The 18,333-nt window shown below is 70.9% G+C and carries 20 protein-coding genes; 10 read left to right on the top strand and 10 right to left on the bottom strand.

Annotated features, from left to right (window positions below):
- Positions 1-26 precede the first annotated feature (26 nt).
- Positions 27-743, top strand: a complete 717-nt coding sequence (locus tag ACQEUU_RS12255; protein ID WP_433064416.1) for a GntR family transcriptional regulator — start codon at positions 27-29, stop codon at positions 741-743.
- A 274-nt stretch (positions 744-1,017) separates the two neighbouring features.
- A complete protein-coding gene (locus ACQEUU_RS12250; protein ID WP_433064413.1) occupies positions 1,018-1,674 on the top strand; it encodes a JAB domain-containing protein in 657 nt (218 codons plus the stop codon).
- Positions 1,675-2,458: 784 nt separating this feature from the next.
- Here ACQEUU_RS12250 and ACQEUU_RS12245 read toward each other — a convergent pair.
- Positions 2,459-2,749 carry a hypothetical protein gene (locus ACQEUU_RS12245; protein ID WP_433064410.1) on the bottom strand — a complete coding sequence of 97 codons (291 nt, stop codon included), beginning with the start codon at positions 2,747-2,749 and terminating at the stop codon, positions 2,459-2,461.
- 107 nt (positions 2,750-2,856) lie between these two features.
- Between ACQEUU_RS12245 and ACQEUU_RS12240 the strand changes: the two genes are divergently transcribed.
- Positions 2,857-3,339 carry a GntR family transcriptional regulator gene (locus ACQEUU_RS12240; RefSeq protein ID WP_433064407.1) on the top strand — a complete coding sequence of 161 codons (483 nt, stop codon included), beginning with the start codon at positions 2,857-2,859 and terminating at the stop codon, positions 3,337-3,339.
- Between the two features lie 30 nt (positions 3,340-3,369).
- Positions 3,370-3,906 carry a GntR family transcriptional regulator gene (locus ACQEUU_RS12235; protein WP_433064404.1) on the top strand — a complete coding sequence of 179 codons (537 nt, stop codon included), beginning with the start codon at positions 3,370-3,372 and terminating at the stop codon, positions 3,904-3,906.
- Positions 3,907-4,088: 182 nt separating this feature from the next.
- On the opposite strand, the gene ACQEUU_RS12230 is transcribed toward ACQEUU_RS12235, so the two are convergent.
- Positions 4,089-5,111, bottom strand: a complete 1,023-nt coding sequence (locus ACQEUU_RS12230) for a hypothetical protein (RefSeq protein WP_433064401.1) — start codon at positions 5,109-5,111, stop codon at positions 4,089-4,091.
- 44 nt (positions 5,112-5,155) lie between these two features.
- Positions 5,156-6,040, bottom strand: a complete 885-nt coding sequence (locus tag ACQEUU_RS12225; RefSeq protein WP_433064399.1) for a DMT family transporter — start codon at positions 6,038-6,040, stop codon at positions 5,156-5,158.
- A 58-nt stretch (positions 6,041-6,098) separates the two neighbouring features.
- Here ACQEUU_RS12225 and ACQEUU_RS12220 point away from each other — a divergent pair, with 58 nt between their 5' ends.
- The 5 genes from ACQEUU_RS12220 (at position 6,099) to ACQEUU_RS12200 (ending at position 10,479) form a co-directional block, all read left to right on the top strand.
- The gene (locus ACQEUU_RS12220; RefSeq protein WP_433064396.1) at positions 6,099-7,487 is read left to right on the top strand and encodes a PLP-dependent aminotransferase family protein; all 1,389 of its coding nucleotides are present in this window, start codon (positions 6,099-6,101) and stop codon (positions 7,485-7,487) included.
- Positions 7,488-7,554: 67 nt separating this feature from the next.
- Positions 7,555-8,070 (top strand): CGNR zinc finger domain-containing protein, encoded by a 516-nt coding sequence (locus tag ACQEUU_RS12215; RefSeq protein ID WP_433064394.1) that lies wholly within the window; start codon positions 7,555-7,557, stop codon positions 8,068-8,070.
- Positions 8,071-8,114: 44 nt separating this feature from the next.
- Positions 8,115-8,723, top strand: coding sequence for a GNAT family N-acetyltransferase (locus ACQEUU_RS12210; protein ID WP_148033600.1), 609 nt, complete (start codon positions 8,115-8,117; stop codon positions 8,721-8,723).
- Positions 8,724-8,736: 13 nt separating this feature from the next.
- Positions 8,737-9,612, top strand: coding sequence for a 1,4-dihydroxy-2-naphthoate polyprenyltransferase (locus ACQEUU_RS12205; protein ID WP_433064390.1), 876 nt, complete (start codon positions 8,737-8,739; stop codon positions 9,610-9,612).
- 150 nt (positions 9,613-9,762) lie between these two features.
- Entirely contained in the window at positions 9,763-10,479 is a 717-nt protein-coding gene (locus tag ACQEUU_RS12200) for a GAF and ANTAR domain-containing protein (protein WP_433064387.1), read from the top strand.
- A 34-nt stretch (positions 10,480-10,513) separates the two neighbouring features.
- Here the strand turns inward: ACQEUU_RS12200 and ACQEUU_RS12195 are convergent, their stop codons facing one another.
- From ACQEUU_RS12195 to ACQEUU_RS12170, 6 genes are all read right to left on the bottom strand, one after another.
- The gene (locus tag ACQEUU_RS12195; protein WP_433064384.1) at positions 10,514-10,996 is read right to left on the bottom strand and encodes a GNAT family N-acetyltransferase; all 483 of its coding nucleotides are present in this window, start codon (positions 10,994-10,996) and stop codon (positions 10,514-10,516) included.
- An 80-nt stretch (positions 10,997-11,076) separates the two neighbouring features.
- Positions 11,077-11,814 (bottom strand): 4-hydroxy-tetrahydrodipicolinate reductase, encoded by a 738-nt coding sequence (gene dapB, locus ACQEUU_RS12190; protein ID WP_433064381.1) that lies wholly within the window; start codon positions 11,812-11,814, stop codon positions 11,077-11,079.
- Positions 11,815-11,838: 24 nt separating this feature from the next.
- Positions 11,839-13,149 carry a M16 family metallopeptidase gene (locus ACQEUU_RS12185; protein ID WP_433064378.1) on the bottom strand — a complete coding sequence of 437 codons (1,311 nt, stop codon included), beginning with the start codon at positions 13,147-13,149 and terminating at the stop codon, positions 11,839-11,841.
- Positions 13,150-13,201: 52 nt separating this feature from the next.
- On the bottom strand, positions 13,202-15,529 hold the full coding sequence (locus ACQEUU_RS12180) for a polyribonucleotide nucleotidyltransferase (RefSeq protein ID WP_433064375.1): 2,328 nt from the start codon (positions 15,527-15,529) through the stop codon (positions 13,202-13,204).
- A 355-nt stretch (positions 15,530-15,884) separates the two neighbouring features.
- Positions 15,885-16,154: a 30S ribosomal protein S15 gene (gene rpsO, locus ACQEUU_RS12175; protein WP_433064372.1), complete on the bottom strand. Its 270-nt coding sequence runs from the start codon at positions 16,152-16,154 to the stop codon at positions 15,885-15,887.
- Positions 16,155-16,322: 168 nt separating this feature from the next.
- Positions 16,323-16,724: a VOC family protein gene (locus ACQEUU_RS12170; protein ID WP_433064370.1), complete on the bottom strand. Its 402-nt coding sequence runs from the start codon at positions 16,722-16,724 to the stop codon at positions 16,323-16,325.
- An 80-nt stretch (positions 16,725-16,804) separates the two neighbouring features.
- Here ACQEUU_RS12170 and ACQEUU_RS12165 point away from each other — a divergent pair, with 80 nt between their 5' ends.
- Entirely contained in the window at positions 16,805-17,398 is a 594-nt protein-coding gene (locus tag ACQEUU_RS12165; protein ID WP_433064367.1) for a TetR/AcrR family transcriptional regulator, read from the top strand.
- On the opposite strand, the gene ACQEUU_RS12160 is transcribed toward ACQEUU_RS12165, so the two are convergent.
- Complete coding sequence (locus ACQEUU_RS12160) at positions 17,388-18,314, bottom strand: bifunctional riboflavin kinase/FAD synthetase (protein WP_433064364.1); 927 nt, start codon at positions 18,312-18,314, stop codon at positions 17,388-17,390. The genes ACQEUU_RS12165 and ACQEUU_RS12160 overlap by 11 nt on opposite strands.
- Positions 18,315-18,333 lie beyond the last annotated feature (19 nt).

Here is an 18,333-nt window from a genome sequence, read left to right as displayed (position 1 = left end):
TCACACGAACCCTCAGGGATGGACCAGTGGCCACCTCAGATCCCGTCTACCTGCGTGTCGTCGGAGACCTCCGGCGGCAGATCCTTGACGGCACCCTTCCACCCGGCGCGCTCATCCCGTCGCGGGCACAGCTGACCCGCAAGTACCAGATCGGCGAGACCGCCGCCCGTCACGCGCTCCGGGCGCTGGTCAGCGAGGGCCTCATCATCGGCCGTATCGGTTCGGGCCACTACGTACGCGAGGCGTCCAAGCTCACCCCCTCGCACCGGTGGCGGTTCCTCGACCACCCCATCCCCTTCGCGACCGATCTGCAGTCCCAGGGCAGGCGGGTGACCTGGGACTGGCACAGCGAACCCGCCGCCGCGGGCCCCGACCTCGCAAGGCGGCTGCGGGTCGCCGCATCGGCGACCGTGACGCGGACTCGCTACGTGTTCCGCGGCGACGGCCGGCCGTTGCAGCTTGCCACGGCGTACGAACCGCTGGGGTTGGCGCCGCACGCCGGGGCGGAGGGGACCAGTCTGGTCACACGGATGTGCGCATACGGCGTGAAGATCACCGAAGTCGTGGAGAGTCTTCACACCCGGGAGCCCGAGCCCAGCGAGACCGAAGCCCTGGAACTGCCGGTCGGCGTGCACGTCCTCCACGTCGAGCGCACCCACTGGGCCGGCGACCGGCCGGTGGAGACAAGTGACATCATCGTGCCGGGCGACCGCTTCCGCATGGTCTACAGCATCCCCCTCTGACAGCAGGCGCTAGGTACATCACCTCACATCACCCCGCCATCCCCAGTCCGGCAGGCGCGAGAGCCGACCCTTCCCGGCAGGCGGGGGATGCGTCACTTTTCATCACCGCGCCGGCCATGTCCGGCAGCGCGAGCCGCCGTGTGCGGCGAGTGATCGTCATCTCGCCCACCCGCGAAAGGTGCTTTCGCGGGGGTGCCGGACATCTTGCTCGGTCGTGGAAGCGCAGGTCAGAGGTTGTCGGTGGGCGTTGATACAACCGTTGCGGAGGTGGGGCATGCGGGTCAAGGACTTGCCGAGGCGTGAGCGGCCTCGGGAGCGGCTCATGGAGAGCGGGGCGGCGGCGCTGGCCGATCGGGAGTTGCTGGCGGTGCTGCTCGGGTCCGGGTTCCGGGGAGCCAGCGCGATGGATCTGGCCGCGCGGGTGATCGCGCACTGCGGGGATCTGGACGGGCTGGTTCGATCGGAGCCGCACCGGTTGCTCGCCGTGCCGGGGGTGGGCCCGGCCAAGGCGGCGCGGGTGACGGCGGCGTTCCATCTGATCAGGCGGGCCGACGCGGAGCCGGAGCGGGCCAGGATCGCCTGCACGGCGGACCTGGCGGCGGTTGCCGCGCCCATGCTGCGCGGGCACGCGCACGAGCGGCTGGTGGTGGTCGTGTGCGATGTCCGGGGAGCGGTGCTGCGCCGGACGGTGATGACCGAGGGCGGCACGGACCACACGACGGTCCCGGTCCGGGAGATCGTGGCGGCGGTGCTCACGTCCGGGGGCGCGCTGTTCGGGATCGCGCACAACCATCCGAGCGGGTCGCTGGATCCCAGCGAGGACGACGTGGTGGTGACCCACCGTCTCCTGGAGGCCGCCGAGACGGTGGGCCTTCGCTTTCTGGATCATCTCATCGTCACGGATGCCGGATGGCGGCGGGTTCAGATATAACGCCAATCCGGCAATCACCGGTCTCTTTACTGCCGGAAAACTCGCACACAACGGATTCCGATCGCCCACGACCCCAAAACGCATGATCCCTACGAAAGCGCGGAAGCGCAGTCTGGCAGGGGAAAGGCATGGCATCCTCTTTCCCGCGGGCAGGCCGTCAAGGACGTCATCGGCCTTTACCCGTACATGGTTCCGTGTCCCCCGGAGGGCGTGGGGCCGTGTCGCCTGCTGCCGGGCATTCTCACTGCGGTCGAAGGCAATCCGTATCGTGGACGAGAGTGCTGGACGGGCATGTCACCCGGCAGCAGGCACCCCTGTCCGGCCGGTCACCCGCGTGACCGGCCGGACAGGACCAACCCGCGCGGTTCTCTGTCCGGTGGCCGCGCGGGACTCCGGCCCCTCCGCTGGTTCTCGGCGCCGGGCAGCCGCCCGGCGCCGAGGACTGTTCATCCCGAAGGAGGCGGACGGATCGGTCCCGACCCGGCCGGACGTGTCGCCCATGAAGGCGGACGATCGCGGCAGCCTCCAGGCGAGCCGGCCCTCCCAGCGGCCTCTACGGCTGGGCCCTTGGTTCCTTTCCCGCACGCTCCGGTCAGAGTCGCCGCGGCAGGCGGGTTTCGGTGACGCCGACGAAGGAGAGTGTCAGCCCTGGCGAAACCCGTGCGACTGGGCGGGTTCGCCAGAGCCGCCCCCTCGCAAGCCCCGGCCCGAATCCAGGACTTGCGAGGGGAGCTGGGCCCGGCAGGCGCAAAGGGCTGGGATGACGCCTGCCGGGAGTTCGGGGTCAGCGGGCCTCACCGCGCAGCAACTCGGCCCAGAGGGCATCGATGACCGCGGCCACGTCACGCCGCGACTCCTCGATCAGCGACCGCCTGTCCAGCCTGCTGATCCGGCGGATGAACCTCACTCCTCCCGCCTGACACAGTTCGTAGACCACCGGTCGGCAGTCACAGGTGTATTCGCGGACTTTCATCCGCTCCGTGCGCGGCACGGCGGGGCGCCACTCGATCATCACCGCCGCGCCGGCCATCGGCGCTATGTGCTGACCATGGAACTCCTCCGCCTTGCAGAACATGACGTCATTCTAGCTCTGACCATATCCATAGGTCTAGCTCGTACTCATAGGTTCAGTTGAGTGTCTACTTTGTGCAAGCATGTCTATATTGGTCTAGAATCCTGGGCGTGCTTGACCGCGAAGGACCCGTCCCCATCTACAAGCAGGTCGCCGAGCTCATCCGCCGGCAGATCGAGCGAGGCGATCTCAAGGCGGGCGACCCCGTGCCCAGCGAGGCCAAGCTGGAACAGGACTACGACATCGCCAGGACAACCGCCAGGCGCGTCGCCCGAGAGCTGCGCGACCAAGGCGTGGCGTACACGATCCAGGGCGAGGGCACGTTCGTCGGGCCGCCCACGGCCCCGCGCGCCGCCAGGAAAATTCCGCTCTATCAGCAGATCGCCCAGGAAATCGCCGAGCGCATCGAGAGAGGCGAAATATCGCCGAACCGCACGATACCTGGCGAAAAGCAAATGATGCAGGAGTTCGGGGTCGCCAAGGTCACGGCCCGCCAGGCGGTGGCTCATCTGAGAGAGCTGGGCTGGGTGTTCACGGTCCCCTACAGAGGAACTTATGTGAATCACAGGGACAAATGGCCGACGAATGTATAGCGCGCTCTGGCTCGCGCTATCTTCGTACCCATGTTCGACCCTGAAGGCGACTCCCCCCTTTATCAGCAGGTCAGCGAGGTTCTGCGGCTCCGCCTCGCCCAGTCCTCCCCAGGCGCGCCGGTGCCGAGTGAGGCCCAGATCCAGCACGAGTTCGGCGTCGCACGCACCACGGCGCGCCGAGCGATCAGGATTCTCCGTGATGCCGGACTGGTCCACACCATCCAGGGGAGAGGGACTTTCGTGGGCGCCTATACCGGCATTCCCGCCAAGCCCGGCAATAGCTCGAAATACCGCCAGATAGCCGATGAATTGGTGCAGCACATTCTGGAAGGCCGGTATCGCCCGACGCGTCCCGTGCCCAGCGAGACCGCTCTGATCCAGCACTACGACGTTGCACGCGAGACCGTAAGGCGCGCCCTGGCCACGCTCCGCGAAGAAGGCTGGATCTATACAGTGCCGCAGCGGGGCAGCTACGTCGCGGCCGAGGAGCGCTGGCCCACGACGCGGAACGACAACCAGACCACCGTGGTCGAGTCGGCCACCTCCCACGCTCCCGCGCGCCAGTAGGCACGATGCGCCTCGCGCCGATGGTCGACGTCCCGGAAGCCCTCGCCCTCGCGCCGGCGATCGAGCTCCGGCAGCCCTGCCGTAGCGCGCTTGGCGCCGTACAGGACCAGGTCGGGCAGGGCGGCGCGCATCTCGCCGGGAGGGCCCCGCGCAGCCTGCTCGCGCGGGCCCACATGAGCCCGTCAGAACACCGGGATGATCTCCTCGGGGTCGATGATGTTCACCGGCACCCCTTCGAGGTCGAGTTCGGGGATGGCGGGGAAGGCGATGCCCCAGCGTTCGACGATGGCGCGGATCTTGGCCATGGCCACCCGCCAGTTGTCCGCCTGTTCCTCGTACGAGAGCACGCCGAGCCCGGCGTCGCGGGCGTGGTCCATGAGGACGCGGTGGTTGGCCAGAAAGTAGGGCGGCAGTTCCCAGAAGCCTTCCGGCGGCTCCCAGAGGATCATCGACAGGAACACGAAGCCCGCGCGCAGCTGGCGGGTGATGAGGGTGCGGGTCTCGTCGGTGAGCCCGGGCCATTCGTTCTCCAGGATCGTCATGCAGATCTGAAGGTGGCGGGACTCGTCGCGGCCGATGCGCTGGAACATCTCCTGGAAAACGGGGTGCTGGGTGCCCGACGCCATGCCGCGGAACAGCGTGGAAGCAGCCATCTCGCCCATCATGAAGCTGGTGAAGAGCACCGGGAGCGAGTACTTGCCCACCGCGGAGCTGTAGCCGGTCCAGTAGCGGCCGCCGTTGTGGTAGAGCCAGCCGATGTTGTTGTGCGCGGCCTTCTCCAGGTCGTCGGCCGGGGTCCAGTCGAGCGGGCCGCCGGGCCAGAGGCGGGCGATGGTGCGCTGGCAGCATTCCTCGTGGTTCATCTCGTCACGGGTGATCGAGAAGAAGCACTTCCTGACCGGGTCCTCCTCGTGCTTCTCGAACGCCGAGATGGTGGCCCGGGCGAACACCGCCGGGCCGGAGGCGTCGAAGTTGGCCAGCACGGCGAACCAGTACATGATGCCCAGCCGCTGCTCGCGCGTGAAGTCGTCCGGATCGAGGCCGTCCCAGGGGAGGTCGGCCGGGTTCCAGACCATGCGCTTGGACTTCTCGTAGATCGCGGCGAGTTTCTCGGTCTCGACGCGCCATTCCATCGGGTAGATGTTCGGCTGCGGGATCTCCGGCGCCGGCCAGAACCCGCCTTCGGGGATCGTGAGGTCCGCCATGTGTGACACCTCCTCCCCCATCCTGCGGTCTGGCGTCACGGCTTTCAAGTACGGGCACGCTGGGTGACGGCGACGCACACGAGCACCGCCAGTGCCGCCGCCACGGTGGCGGGGCCGTACCTCTCACCCATCAGGAACCACGCCCACACCAGCGTGAGCAGCGGCTGGGTCAGCTGCGTCTGGCCCGCGCGGGCGATGCCGCCTCTGGCCAAGCCCGCGTACCAGGGGAAGAAGCCGAGGAACATCGAGATCAGCGCCACGTACGCGAAGCCCGCGAGGGCGGGCGGCGTGGGCGTGATGGGCGTGACGGCGGCCAGGACGGCGCTGACGGGGACCGTGACCGGGAGGGACAGGACGAGCGCGTACGAGATCACCTGCCAGCCGGGGGTGTGCCGGGCGAGCCTCCCTCCTTCGGTGTAACCGACGGCGGCCGACACCAGGGCGCCGGCCAGGAGGAGGTCGGGCCAGGCAGCGGTGGTCTCGGTCCGGGTGAAGGTGAAGGCGGTGATGACGACCGCGCCCGCGGCGCACGCCACCCAGAACACCGGCCGGGGCCGCTCCCCGGCCGTCAGGACGGCGCAGACGGCGGTCGCGGCGGGGAGCAGGCCGATGACGACGGCGCCGTGCGCGGTGCTGGCGCCGAGGTGCAGGGCCAGGCCGCTGAAGACGGGGAAGCCGAAGACCACGCCGAAGGAGATGAGCCCGTACGCGCGCCAGTGCGGACGCGGCGGCAGCGCCGGGAGCCCGGCGGCCTTGAGGCACACGAGCGCGACGGCCCCGGCGACGGCGGCGCGGCCGATCGCGACGAGCCAGGGGTCGAAGCCCTCCATGGCGTAGACGGTGCCGGGGAGGGAACCGGAGAAGGCGAGCACGCCGAGGAAGGCGAGCATGGTGCCCCCGCTCTCGGCGGCCCGGCGGCGCTCACCCACAGGCTCCTTGGCGGGGAGCGCTACGCCCTTCGAGGCAGTAGCGCTACTCTTGTCTTTCATGGAAAACGATAGCAGTATCGCGCAGATCGCCGCGATGCTGAGGGACGAGGTCTCCCGGCTGCGGCCGGGCGATCGGCTGCCGTCCAGCCGGGAGATCATGCGGCGGCACGGAGTGAGCCCCGTGACGGTCTCCCGGGCGCTGGGGCAGCTCGCCGCCGAGGGCAGGGTGATCACCAGGCCGGGCAGCGGGGCGTTCGTCGCCCGGCGCCGGGAGCCGGTGCGGGACGCCGCCGATCTTTCCTGGCAGACGGTGGCGCTCGGTGACCGGGTGGTCGACGACGAGGCCATCGCGGCGCTGCTCGCCCCGCCGCCCGAGGGGGTGGTGCCGCTGACCAGCGGTTACCTGCCGCTGGGGCTGCGGCCGGACCGGCAGCTCGCGGCGGCGGCCGTCCGGGCGATGCGCAGGCCGGGCGTGTGGGCGACACCGCCGCTGAGCGGGGTGGACGAGCTGCGCCGATGGTTCGCGCTGCAGGCGGGCGGTGACGTGACGGCCGGCGACGCGCTGATCGTCAGCGGCGGCCAGGCGGCGCTGAGCCACGCCTTCCGCGCGCTGGCCGCTCCGGGCACCCCAGTGCTCGTGGAGACCCCGACCTACCCCGGCGCGCTGGCCACGGCCAAGGCGGCCGGGCTGCGGGCCACGGCGGTGCCGGTGGACCGGGACGGGGTGCGGCCCGACCTGCTGGCCGAGGCGTTCGCGGTGACGGGGGCGCGGGTGTTCCTGTGCCAGCCGACACTGCACAACCCCACCGGCGTCACCCTCACCCTCGAACGGCGCCGCCAGGTGCTGGAGGTGGCCAGGGCGGCCGGCGCGTTCGTGATCGAGGACGACTACGCGCGCTGGCTGACCCCGCAGGCGCCGCCGTCCCTGGTGTCCATGGACGGTCACGGGACCGTGGTGCACATCCACTCGCTCACCAAGATCCTGTCGCCGAGCATGCGGCTGGCGGCGGTGGTCGCGCGCGGGCCGGCGGCGCACCGGCTGCGAGCCGCCCAGTTGGTGGAGTCGTTCTTCGTGGCGCGGCCGTTGCAGGAGGCGGCGGTGGAGTTCGTCGGGTCGCCGGCGTGGCGGCGGCACCTGGCGACGGTGCACGCCGAGATCGCCACCCGCCGCGACGCGCTCGCCGCGGCCCTGGCCGCGCGGATGCCGCGCGCGGAGCCGTACGTGCTGCCGATCGGGGGGATGCACCTGTGGCTGCGGCTGCCGGCGGAGACCGACGAGCGGGCGCTGGTGGAGGCCGCCAAGCGGAACGGGGTGCTGGTGAGCGCGGGCCGCATGTACTACCCCGCCGAGCCTCCCGGCCCGCACCTCAGGGTGACCCACATCGCGGCGGCGGGCGTGGCGGAACTGGCGGAGGGCGTCCGCCGGCTCGCGGAGTCCCTGCCCTGACCCCTCCGAGGGGCGGGCGAGATGTCCGTGAGGTCCGAAAGATCATGAAGCGAGTAGAGTGTTCCCCATGGAGGCGTCGGCCGAGCTGGTGCGCGATTTCGTGAACACCTACAGCGTCGAGGCCGACGCCGACGACCTGGGAACCCCCGCCGAGCTCGCCCTCTGGCTGCGCGAACGGGCGCTCACCGGCCCCGGCGATCGGGCCACCGACGACGACCTGGCGCTGGCCGTGGCCCTGCGGGAAGGGCTCAGGGCGGCGCTGAGGCGCGACGGCCGGCAGCCGGAGCTCCCGGTGCTGCCGCTGCGGGTGACCGTCGGACGGCGGCCGGAACTGGCTCCGATCGGGGCCGGAGTGCCGGCCGGGCTGGCCAGGATCGCGGCAGCGGCGTCCGGCGACTCCTGGGACCGGCTGAAGGTGTGTGCCGAGGACGGGTGCCAGTGGGCGTTCGTCGACGTCACCAGGAACCGTTCTCGATCATGGTGCTCGATGCGGGTCTGCGGCAACCGCACTAAAACGCGGGCATACCGGGCGAGGAAGCAGGGTTCGCGTCCTCGCCCAGGGTCAAACACCGATACGGTGTAACTCGTGCCTTGTGGCACGAACGGCAGGCGAAGGAGCGGGCCGAGATGGCAGACGTAGGCGTCCGGGCGGCCCGGCGCGAGGATGTGCTCCAGGTGGCGAATGTGCAGGTGCGCGCCTGGCGCTACGGCTATCGGGAATTCCTGCCCGAGGGTCCCCTCGAGCAGATGACAGGCCCGGCGGCCGAGAAGATGTGGCTGCGCCAGTGGGACGAGGCGATCGCCGCCCCGCCCACGTCCCGGCACCGCGTGCTGGTGGCGGTGGAGACCATCCTCGACACGGAGGGCTTCCCGGCGCTGGGCGTGGGCGGCGCCAACATGCCGATGACGCCCCGCGGCGGCGAGCGCGTGGTGGGCCTGGCCTCCCACTCCCCCGCCGAGGACCCCGACCTCGACCCGACCGAGGTCGCGGAGATGCTGACGCTGCTGGTCGACCCCGACTTCGTGCGCCGCGGCCACGGCAGCCGGCTGCTCAACGCCACCGTCGACTACCTTCGCGAGGACGGCTACCGGCAGATCGCCACCTGGGTGTTCGCCGACAACTACCCTGTCCTCGGCTTCCTGGAGTCGGCGGGCTGGGGCGAGGACATGGCCGAGCGGGTGCTCGACATGGGACGCCCGATCCGCATGGTCAGGCTCACCACCGACATCAGCTAGAGGTCTCTGCGCAATGGCAACCCCTGCTCAATGGCTCGCGGGAGCGCGCCCGCGCACGCTGCCGAACGCGATCGTGCCGGTCATGGTGGGCACGGGCGTGGCCATCGGCGAGGGCGGCTTCAGCTGGTGGCGGGCGGTGCTGGCGCTGCTCGTGGCGCTGCTGCTGCAGATCGGCGTCAACTACGCCAACGACTACAGCGACGGCATCCGCGGCACCGACGACCAGCGGGTCGGCCCGATGCGGCTGGTGGGCTCGCGGGCGGCCACCCCGCGCCAGGTGCTGACGGCGGCGCTGGGCTGCTTCGCCGCCGCGGCGGTGCTCGGGCTGGTCCTCGTGGTGGTGACGCGGGCGTGGTGGGTGCTGCTGGTGGGCGCGGCGGCGATCGCCGCGGGCTGGTTCTACACCGGCGGCAGCCGCCCCTACGGTTACCGGGCGCTGGGCGAGGCGTCGGTGTTCGTGTTCTTCGGCGTGGTGCCGGTGGTCGGGACCGCGTTCGTGCAGACCGAGCAGTTGTCGTGGGCGGCGCTGGTGGCGTCGGTGCCGGTCGGGCTGCTGTCCTGTTCGATGCTGGTGGTCAACAACCTGCGCGATGTCGCCACCGACGGGGAGTCGGGCAAGCGGACGCTGGCGGTGGTGCTGGGCCCGCCGCGCACCCGTACGCTCTACGCGGCCTGCCTGGTGGTGCCGTTCGTGGTCGCGGTGGCGATGGTGCCGCTCGCGCCCGCTGCCGCGCTGGCGCTGCTCGCCGCGCCGCTGGCCATCTCACCGGTCCGTACGGTCCTCGCCGGCGCGGCCGGGCCCGCACTGATCACGGCCCTGCAGCAGACGGGCAGACTGCAGCTGGCGTACGGGGCGCTCCTGTCCATCGGCCTGGCCGTCTCACTCTGACCTTCGGGACGTTACGTCTCCCGTGTCCTGGGCAGCCCATGACCGTAGACGTAAAGTCCTGTCGTTCAGAGATTGACTGGTCCGCCGGCCGACCGGTCCAGAGGCTTCACACGCGAGGTCAAGGCGTTGAACCCGCTCAACCCCCGCACGGTGGACGCAGCGTTCGGGCGGTCACTCGGCGAGATCCTCACCGTCGCGGCCGGTGCCATGCCCGGCGACACGCTGGCCAGCCTGGTCCTGGTCGGAGAGGACGGCCCGCGCACCGTGGCATCCTCCGTCCCCGGCGCGGCCGTCCTGGACGCCCTGCAGTTAGGCGCCGGCCTGGGCCCGTGCCTGGAGGCGCTCGCCAGTGGCGAGGCCGTCCGGTCCGACGACCTGGCGGCCGAGACCCGCTGGGGCGGCCTGTCCGATGAGCTGGCCGCGCAGGGGGCCCGGAGCGTCCACGCGCGACCGCTGACCTTCGACGGCCGCGTCCACGGCACGCTGAACCTCTACGGGGAGCGGGCGGGCGGCTTTCCCGCCGAGACGCTGACCGTGTCCTCCGTGACCGCCGGCCAGGCGGCGGTGCTGTATGACGCGATGCGGCGAGCCGCCCAGCTGGACGAGGTCATCGTCCAGCTCCGCGAGGCGCTCAGCAAGCGGGCGATCATCGACCAGGCGCTCGGCATCATCATGGCCCGGCGGCAGTGCACCGCCTCGGCGGCCTTCGACCTGCTGCGACGCGGATCGCAGCGGCGCAACGTGAAGGTGCACCAGGTGGCCGCCGACCTCGTGGAAGCGGTCACCGGCCAGCCACCGCAGCCGTCCCGCTTCCACGACCCGCCACCGGCCCACGACACCCCGGGGCGCCGTTCCGTCTCCCGCTGACAGCTCTCGTGGAGGATTCCGGTAGCGCGAGCGTTCAGCCGAGGGTCGCCGCCATGACCACGCGAGGCGCCACCTCGATGCCCATCTCGCGTTCGCGGGTCACCAGCGCGCGCAGCTCCGGCCCCCACGAAGACTCCGGCCACACCACGAAGCCGTGGCGCTCGTACCAGGGCGCGTTCCACGGCACGTCCCTGAACGTCGTCAGCGTCACCGCGGGGGTCCCCGCCGCGCGGGCGTGGTCCAGCACCGCCTCGATCAGGCGTCCGCCGATGCCCTGCCGCATCCGGTCGGGGTGGACGGCGAGCTGCTCCAGGTGGAGGTTGCCGTCGACGCGGGCGACGAGCGCGAAGCCGGCCGGCGGGTCGCCCTCGACGAGCACCGAGGACGGGTCACGGACCTCTTCGATCATGGTCGTGCCGGGCGGGAAGGTGATGCCCACCCGCTCGAACAGTCCGTCGGCGGCCACCTCGACGGCGGCCAGGCCGGGCAGGTCCCCGGCGTCAGCCCATCGCACCATGGCGACATGATCTCACGCCGTCCGTGGTTCGCCGCCTCCGGATATCGGGGCCGGCGCTCGTTGCGGAACAGGCGACGGCGTCAGAGGTCGAGCAGGCGCTCCAGGCCCACGGTCAGCCCGGGCAGCTCTCCCACCCGCCGCACGCCGAGCAGCACGCCGGGGGTGAACGCGGCGCGGTCCATCGTGTCGTGGCGGATGGTGAGGGTCTCGCCGCCGCCGCCGAGCAGCACCTCCTGGTGGGCGATGAGCCCGGCCAGGCGAACGGCGTGCACGCGGACGCCGTCGACGTCGGCGCCGCGCGCCCCGTCGAGCTCGGCGCTGGTGGCGTCGGGCATCGGGCCCACCCCGGCCTTGGCGCGGGCCTCGGCCACCAGCTCGGCGGTGCGCCGGGCGGTGCCCGAGGGGGCGTCGGCCTTGTTGGGGTGGTGTAGCTCGATGATCTCGACGGAGTCGAAGTGGCGGGCGGCCTGCTGGGCGAAGTGCATCATGAACACGGCCGCGATGCCGAAGTTGGGGGCGATCAGGCAGTTGGTGCCGGGCGAGCTCGCCAGCCAGTCGCGCACGGCGTCGAGCCGCGCGGCGTCGAAGCCGGTGGTGCCGACCACCGGGTGGATGCCGTGGGCGATCGCCCACTCCAGGTTGCCCATCACCACGTCGGGGTGGGTGAAGTCGACCACCACTTCGGCGCCTTCGAGGCCCTCGATCGGGTCGTCCTTGTCGATCGCGGCCACCAGCTCCAGGTCGGAGGCCGCCTCGACCGCCTTGCACACCTCGACGCCCACGCGGCCGCGGGCGCCGAGCACACCTACCTTGATCACGGGTTCAACCCTATACCAGAGGTCTCAGGCGATGGCGTGGGAGAAGTCCTTGTCACCGTACGGGCCGATCACGGCGAGCGTGAGCGGCCGGTTGAACACGTCGCCGGCGACCGCGGAGATCTCCTCGGCGGTGACCGCCTCGATGCGGGCCAGCACCTCGTCCACCGACAGCAGCTCGTCGTACACCAGCTCGTTCTTGCCGATGCGGGACATGCGTGAGCCGGTGTCCTCGAGGCCGAGCACGAGGCCGCCGCGCATCTGGCCCTTGCCGCGGACGATCTCCTCCTCGGTCAGGCCCTCGGCCACCACCCTGGCCACCTCGTCCCGGCAGATCTTGAGCACATCGTCGATCTTGGAGGGGAGGCAGCCGACGTAGATGCCGAACTGGCCCGTGTCGGCGTAGGCGGAGGTGTAGCTGTAGGCGGAGTAGGCCAGGCCGCGCTTCTCCCTGATCTCCTGGAAGAGCCGCGACGACATGCCACCGCCGAGCGCGGCGTTGAGCACGCCGAGCGCGAAGCGCCGGTCGTCGGTGCGGGCCATGCCGGTCGTGCCGAGCACCAGGTTGGCCTGCTCGGTCGGCCGGTCGAGGACGCGCACGCCGGACCGGGTCTCGGCGCCTGGGCCGCTGGTGCGCGGCGGGGCGGACGTGGCGGGGCCCTTGAGGGCGCCCGCCCGCTCGTAGGCCCGCGCGACCAGCTCCACGACGTCCTCGTGGCGGATGTTGCCGGCCACGGAGACGACGGTGAGCGGCGGCTGGTAGTAGCGGCCGTAGTACTCGGCGATCCGGTCGCGGCCGAGCGCGTTGATCGAGTCGGCGGTGCCGAGGATCGGCCGGCCGATCGGCGAGTCGCCGTAGAGGGCCGCCGCGAACTGCTCGTGCACCACGTCGGACGGGTCGTCGTCGTGCATGGCGATCTCCTCCAGGATCACGCCACGCTCGGACTCGACGTCGTCGCGGTCGATGAGCGAGCTGGTCACCACGTCGGCGAGGACGTCGACCGCGATCGGCAGGTCCTCGTCGAGCACCCGCGCGTAGTAGCAGGTGTACTCCTTGGCGGTGAAGGCGTTGATCTCGCCCCCGATGCCCTCGACGGACGCCGAGATCTCCATGGCGTCCCTCGTGGGCGTGCCCTTGAACAGCAGGTGTTCCAGGAAGTGGGTGGCCCCCGTGTGCTCGGGGTCCTCGTCGCGTGAGCCGATGCCGACCCACATGCCGACCGCGACGCTGCGCACGGTCGGCATGGTCTCGGTCACCACGCGCAGGCCGCCGGGGAGGGTGGTGCGCTTGACCACCCCCGCGCCGTCGCGGCCGGGGTGCAGCGTGGTCGTGGTCACGGGGCCTCCTTCGCCGGCCCCGCGACCACGGCGCCGTGTCTGTGTGTCGCCGTCACGAGTTGCGGTCGTCGCCCTCGGAGCCGACGCCGCGGGTGCGGACGCGGGTACGGGTGCGACGCGGGCGGTCGGACTTGTCGCCGCCGTCGGCCGCGGGGGCCTCGGGCTCGCCGTCGTCGCCGGACTCGCCCCTGGCCTCCTTCTCGGCGGCCTCCTTCTCGATGACCTCGACCGGCACCAGCGAGAGCTTGCCGCGCTGGTCGATCTCGGCGATCTCCACCTGGACCTTCTCGCCGACGCTCATGACGTCCTCGACGTTCTCGATGCGCTTGCCGCCGTGCAGCTTGCGGATCTGGGAGACGTGCAGCAGGCCGTCCTTGCCGGGCATGAGCGAGACGAACGCGCCGAAGGCGGCGATCTTCACGACCGTGCCCAGGTAGCGCTCGCCGACCTCGGGCATGTGCGGGTTGGCGATCGCGTTGATCGCCGACCGCGCGGCCTCGGCCGAGGGGCCGTCGGTGGCGCCGATGTAGATGGTGCCGTCGTCCTCGATGGTGATCTCGGCGCCGGAGTCGTCCTGGATCTGGTTGATCATCTTGCCCTTCGGGCCGATGACCTCGCCGATCTTGTCGACCGGGACCTTGATGGTGATGATGCGCGGTGCCGTCGGGTTCATCTCCGCCGGGGAGTCGATGGCCTCCTGCATCACCTCCAGGATCGCCAGCCGGGCGCCCTTGGCCTGCTTGAGCGCGCCGGCCAGGACCGAGGCGGGGATGCCGTCGAGCTTGGTGTCGAGCTGCAGGGCGGTGATGACGTCCTTGGTGCCGGCGACCTTGAAGTCCATGTCGCCCATCGCGTCCTCGGCGCCGAGGATGTCGGTCAGGGTGACGTAGGTGTCGCCCTCGCCGATCAGGCCCATCGCGATGCCCGCGACCATCTCCTTGAGCGGCACGCCGGCGTCGAGCAGCGACATCGTGGACGCGCAGACCGAGCCCATCGAGGTCGAGCCGTTGGAGCTGAGCGCCTCGGACACCTGGCGGATCGCGTACGGGAACTCCTCGCGCGACGGCAGGACCGGGATCAGCGCCCGCTCGGCGAGCGCGCCGTGACCGATCTCGCGCCGCTTGGGCGAGCCCACCCGGCCGGTCTCACCGGTGGAGTAGGGCGGGAAGTTGTAGTTGTGCATGTAGCGCTTGGTCCGCTCGGGGTTGAGCGTGTCGATGACCTGCTCCATGCGCAGCATGTTGAGCGTGGTGATGCCCATGATCTGGGTCTCGCCGCGCTCGAACAGGGCCGAGCCGTGCACCCGGGGCACCACGTGGACCTCGGCGGACAGCGCGCGGATGTCCTTGGTGCCGCGGCCGTCGATGCGCACACCCTCCTTGATGACCCGCTCGCGCATGAGCTTCTTCATCAGCGAACGGAAGGCGGCGGAGATCTCCTTCTCGCGGCCCTCGAACTCGGGCAGCAGCTTCTCGCCGGCCAGGGCCTTGACCCTGTCGAGCTCGTTCTCGCGCTCCTGCTTGCCGGCGATGGTGAGCGCGGCGGCCAGCTCGTTCTTCACCGCGGACTCCACGGCGGCCAGGACGTCGTCCTGGTAGTCGAGGAACAGCGGATACTCGGCGGTCTCCTTGGCGGCGACCCGCGCGATGCGGGACTGCGCCTCGCACAGCACCTTGATGAACGGCTTGGCGGCCTCGAGTCCCTCGGCCACCGTCTCCTCGGTGGGCGCGACCGCGCCCTCGGCGACCAGCTTGAGGGTGTCGCGGGTGGACTCGGCCTCCACCATCATGATGGCGACGTCGCCGTCGGCGAGCACCCGCCCGGCCACGACCATGTCGAACGTGGCCCGCTCCAGCTCGTGGTGGGTCGGGAAGGCCACCCACTGGCCCTCGATCAGGGCGACGCGGACGCCGCCGATCGGGCCGGAGAACGGCAGCCCGGCGAGCTGGGTGGACAGCGACGCGGCGTTGATCGCCACCACGTCGTAGAGGTGCTCGGGGTTGAGCGCCAGGATGGTGGCGACCACCTGGATCTCGTTGCGCAGGCCCTTGACGAACGAGGGGCGCAGCGGCCGGTCGATCAGCCGGCAGGTGAGGACGGCGTCCTCGGACGGCCGGCCCTCACGGCGGAAGAACGAGCCGGGGATGCGGCCCGCGGCGTACATGCGCTCCTCGACGTCCACGGTGAGCGGGAAGAAGTCGAGGTTCTCCCTCGGCTGCTTGGACGCGGTGGTGGCGGACAGCACCATCGTGTCGTTGTCGAGATAGGCGACGGCGCTGCCGGCCGCCTGGCGCGCGAGTCGTCCGGTCTCGAACCGGATCGTGCGTGTGCCGAAGGAGCCGTTGTCGATGACGGCTTCAGCAGTGTGGACACCCTCCACGGGGGACCTCCTTGGTCAGTCGGTCTCCCGCGCCCTTTTCACCGGCACCCTCGTGCGTCACGGGAATGGTGCCGCCCCACCGTCATGACAGGTGGAGACTTTCGGCGGCAGTCCGTCGTACGGACTTCCCATGTGTAGGTGCAGCGCCGGTCTTCGATCGAAGCGCCCGGTCATATACCGGAAGCCACTACCGAGGACCGGCCCGCAGGCGTCGCGGGTCGCATGGTGCTGAGCGGACGCGGGGGCTCTCAGTGTCTCGGTTATTCAGTTGTACGTCAGGCGCGCGGCCCTCGGCCACGGGACTCGCCGGACTATAGGAGAAGGGAGCGGCGTCCCGCGCCGCTCCCTTCCCATGTTATCGGCGCAGGCCGAGCCGCTCGATGAGCGAACGGTAACGCGCGATGTCGACGTTCTGCAGGTACTTCAGCAGGCGACGCCGGCGGCCCACGAGGAGCAGCAGGCCACGACGGCTGTGGTGGTCGTGCTTGTGGGTCTTGAGGTGCTCGGTCAGCTCGCTGATGCGCTTGCTCAGCAGGGCGATCTGCACCTCGGGGGACCCGGTGTCACCGTCGGTCGTCGCGTATTCGGAGATGATGGTCTTCTTGGCAGCGGTGTCGAGCGACACGGCTCTCCTTATGAGCTACGGGCACGCGCGGATGTGAGAGTGCGAACGACCGTGCGTGCCTACAGTCGCCGCGGCGAAGGCCTTCAGGGCAGCGCACGGCGCCGCCGTCACAGAGCCGACATGTAAGACTACCATCACGGAACCGATGCCCGCGCGAAGGCACGCAGCCTACACGTACTGCGCCACGTACTCCCCCGTGGGCTCGATGGGCTGGATGACGTCGATGAGGACCCCGTTGGGGTCGGCCACGATGAAGTGCCGCTGGCCGAAGTCCTCACTGCGCAGCGGCAGCGCGGGGGTGAGCCCCGCGCCCGTGACCAGCCGCTCCCACTCGGCGTCCGCGTCGCCGACCTCGAAGTTGAGCAGCAGCCCGGCCGCCTTCTTACGGTACGCCTCGGGCAGCGTCGGGTGCGTGTGGTCGAGCAGGGCCAGTTCGTACGCGTCGCGCCTGAGGCTGACGTACCAGTCGGCTTCGAAGGTGACCTCGAACCCGAACAGCCGCACGTAGAAGTCGCGCGACTCGGCCACCTGGTCGGTGCAGATCACTGGGTAGAAGCTGGTGAGCTCCATGATCCCTCCTGTTAACATACCGTCGGTATGTGGAGGTACGCTAGTTCGCGTACCATCGGTATGTCAACAGGGGCGTGACCATGACGAGAACCAGGGCCGAGCAGCGCGAGGCGACCAGGCGCGCGCTGGTCGCGGTCGGCAGGCGGCTCTTCGCGGCCAGGGGCTACGCCGCGGTGGGCCTGGCGGAGATCGTGCGGGAGGCGGGGGTGACCAAGGGCGCGCTCTACCATCACTTCGACGGCAAGGCGGCGCTGTTCCGCGCGGTGCTGGAGGAGGTGCAGCAGGAGGTGGCGGCCCGGGTGGCGGCCGAGGCCGACGCGGAGGGCGACCCGTGGGATCAGCTCAAGGCCGGATGCGCCGCGTTCGTGCGGGCCGCCGCCGCCCCCGACGTACAGCGGATCATGCTCATCGACGGCCCGGCCGTGCTCGGCTGGAACGAGTGGCGGGCGATCGACGAGGCCACCTCCGCCCGCCACCTGGGCGAGGCGCTCACGGCGCTCGCCGAGGCGGGCACGATCCCGCCCCGTCCGGTCGCCCCGCTCACCCGCCTGCTGTCGGGGGCGATGAACGAGGCGGTGCTGTGGCTGGCCCAGCCGCAGGCCCGGCCCGGTGACCTGGACGACACGCTGGCCGCGCTGTCACGGCTGCTGGACGGGCTGAAGGTCAGGACGTGAGGCGGCGGACCTGGTCGACGTCGGCGTGGATCTGGTCGACGAGCTCCTCGATCGAGTCGAACCGGGTGTTGCCCCGCAGTCTGGCGGCGAAGTCGACCGCCACGTGCACCCCGTACAGGTCCAGGTCGTCGCGGTCGAGCGCGTACGCCTCGACCGTGCGCGGCACCCCCTCGAACGTCGGGTTGGTGCCCACCGAGATCGCGGCCGGCCAGCGCTCGTCCTCGTAGAGGGCGGGCAGGTTGGCCACCGGCACGCACTCCAGCCACCCCGCGTAGACCCCGTCGGCCGGGATGGCGGTCTGCGGCGGCGACTCGACGTTGGCGGTCGGGAAGCCGAGCTGCCGGCCGCGCTGGTAGCCGCGCACCACCACGCCCTCCACCCGGTGCGGCCTGCCCAGCCCGTCGGCGGCGCCGGCCACGTCGCCCGCGACCAGCCGCTCGCGGATCAGCGTCGAGGACACGTCCTCGACCAGCGGCACCCCCTCGGCCGCGAAATCGTACTTCTCCCCCAGCGCGCGCAGCGTCTCGACGTCGCCCGCCGCGTCGTAGCCGAACGAGAAGTCCGCCCCCACCACGACCGCCGCCGCGCGCAGCCGCTCGGCGAGCACCGTCCGCGCGAACTCCGCCGGGCCGAGCCTGGCCACCTCCAAGGTGAAGGGCAGCACGACCACCTCGTCCACGCCCAGCTCGCGCAGCAGGCCGGACCTGCGCTTGGCCGTGGCCAGGCGCAGCGGCCGGTAACCGGGCCGCACGACCTCCTCGGGAGGCGGCTCGAAGGTCAGCGCGACCGTGCGCAGGCCACGCTCGGCGGCGGTCTCCACGGCCCGCTCCACCACCCGCCGGTGGCCGCGATGCACGCCGTCGAACACGCCGATCGTGACGACTGACCGCTCCGATTCCCGCACGCCCGCCCCCATTCCCTCATCCCGGATCGAC

The sequence above is a fragment of the Nonomuraea sp. CA-218870 genome, assembly GCF_050936535.1.
Classification (GTDB): Bacteria; Actinomycetota; Actinomycetes; order Streptosporangiales; family Streptosporangiaceae; genus Nonomuraea; species Nonomuraea corallina.
This window is presented reverse-complemented; position numbering and strand designations above follow the sequence as displayed.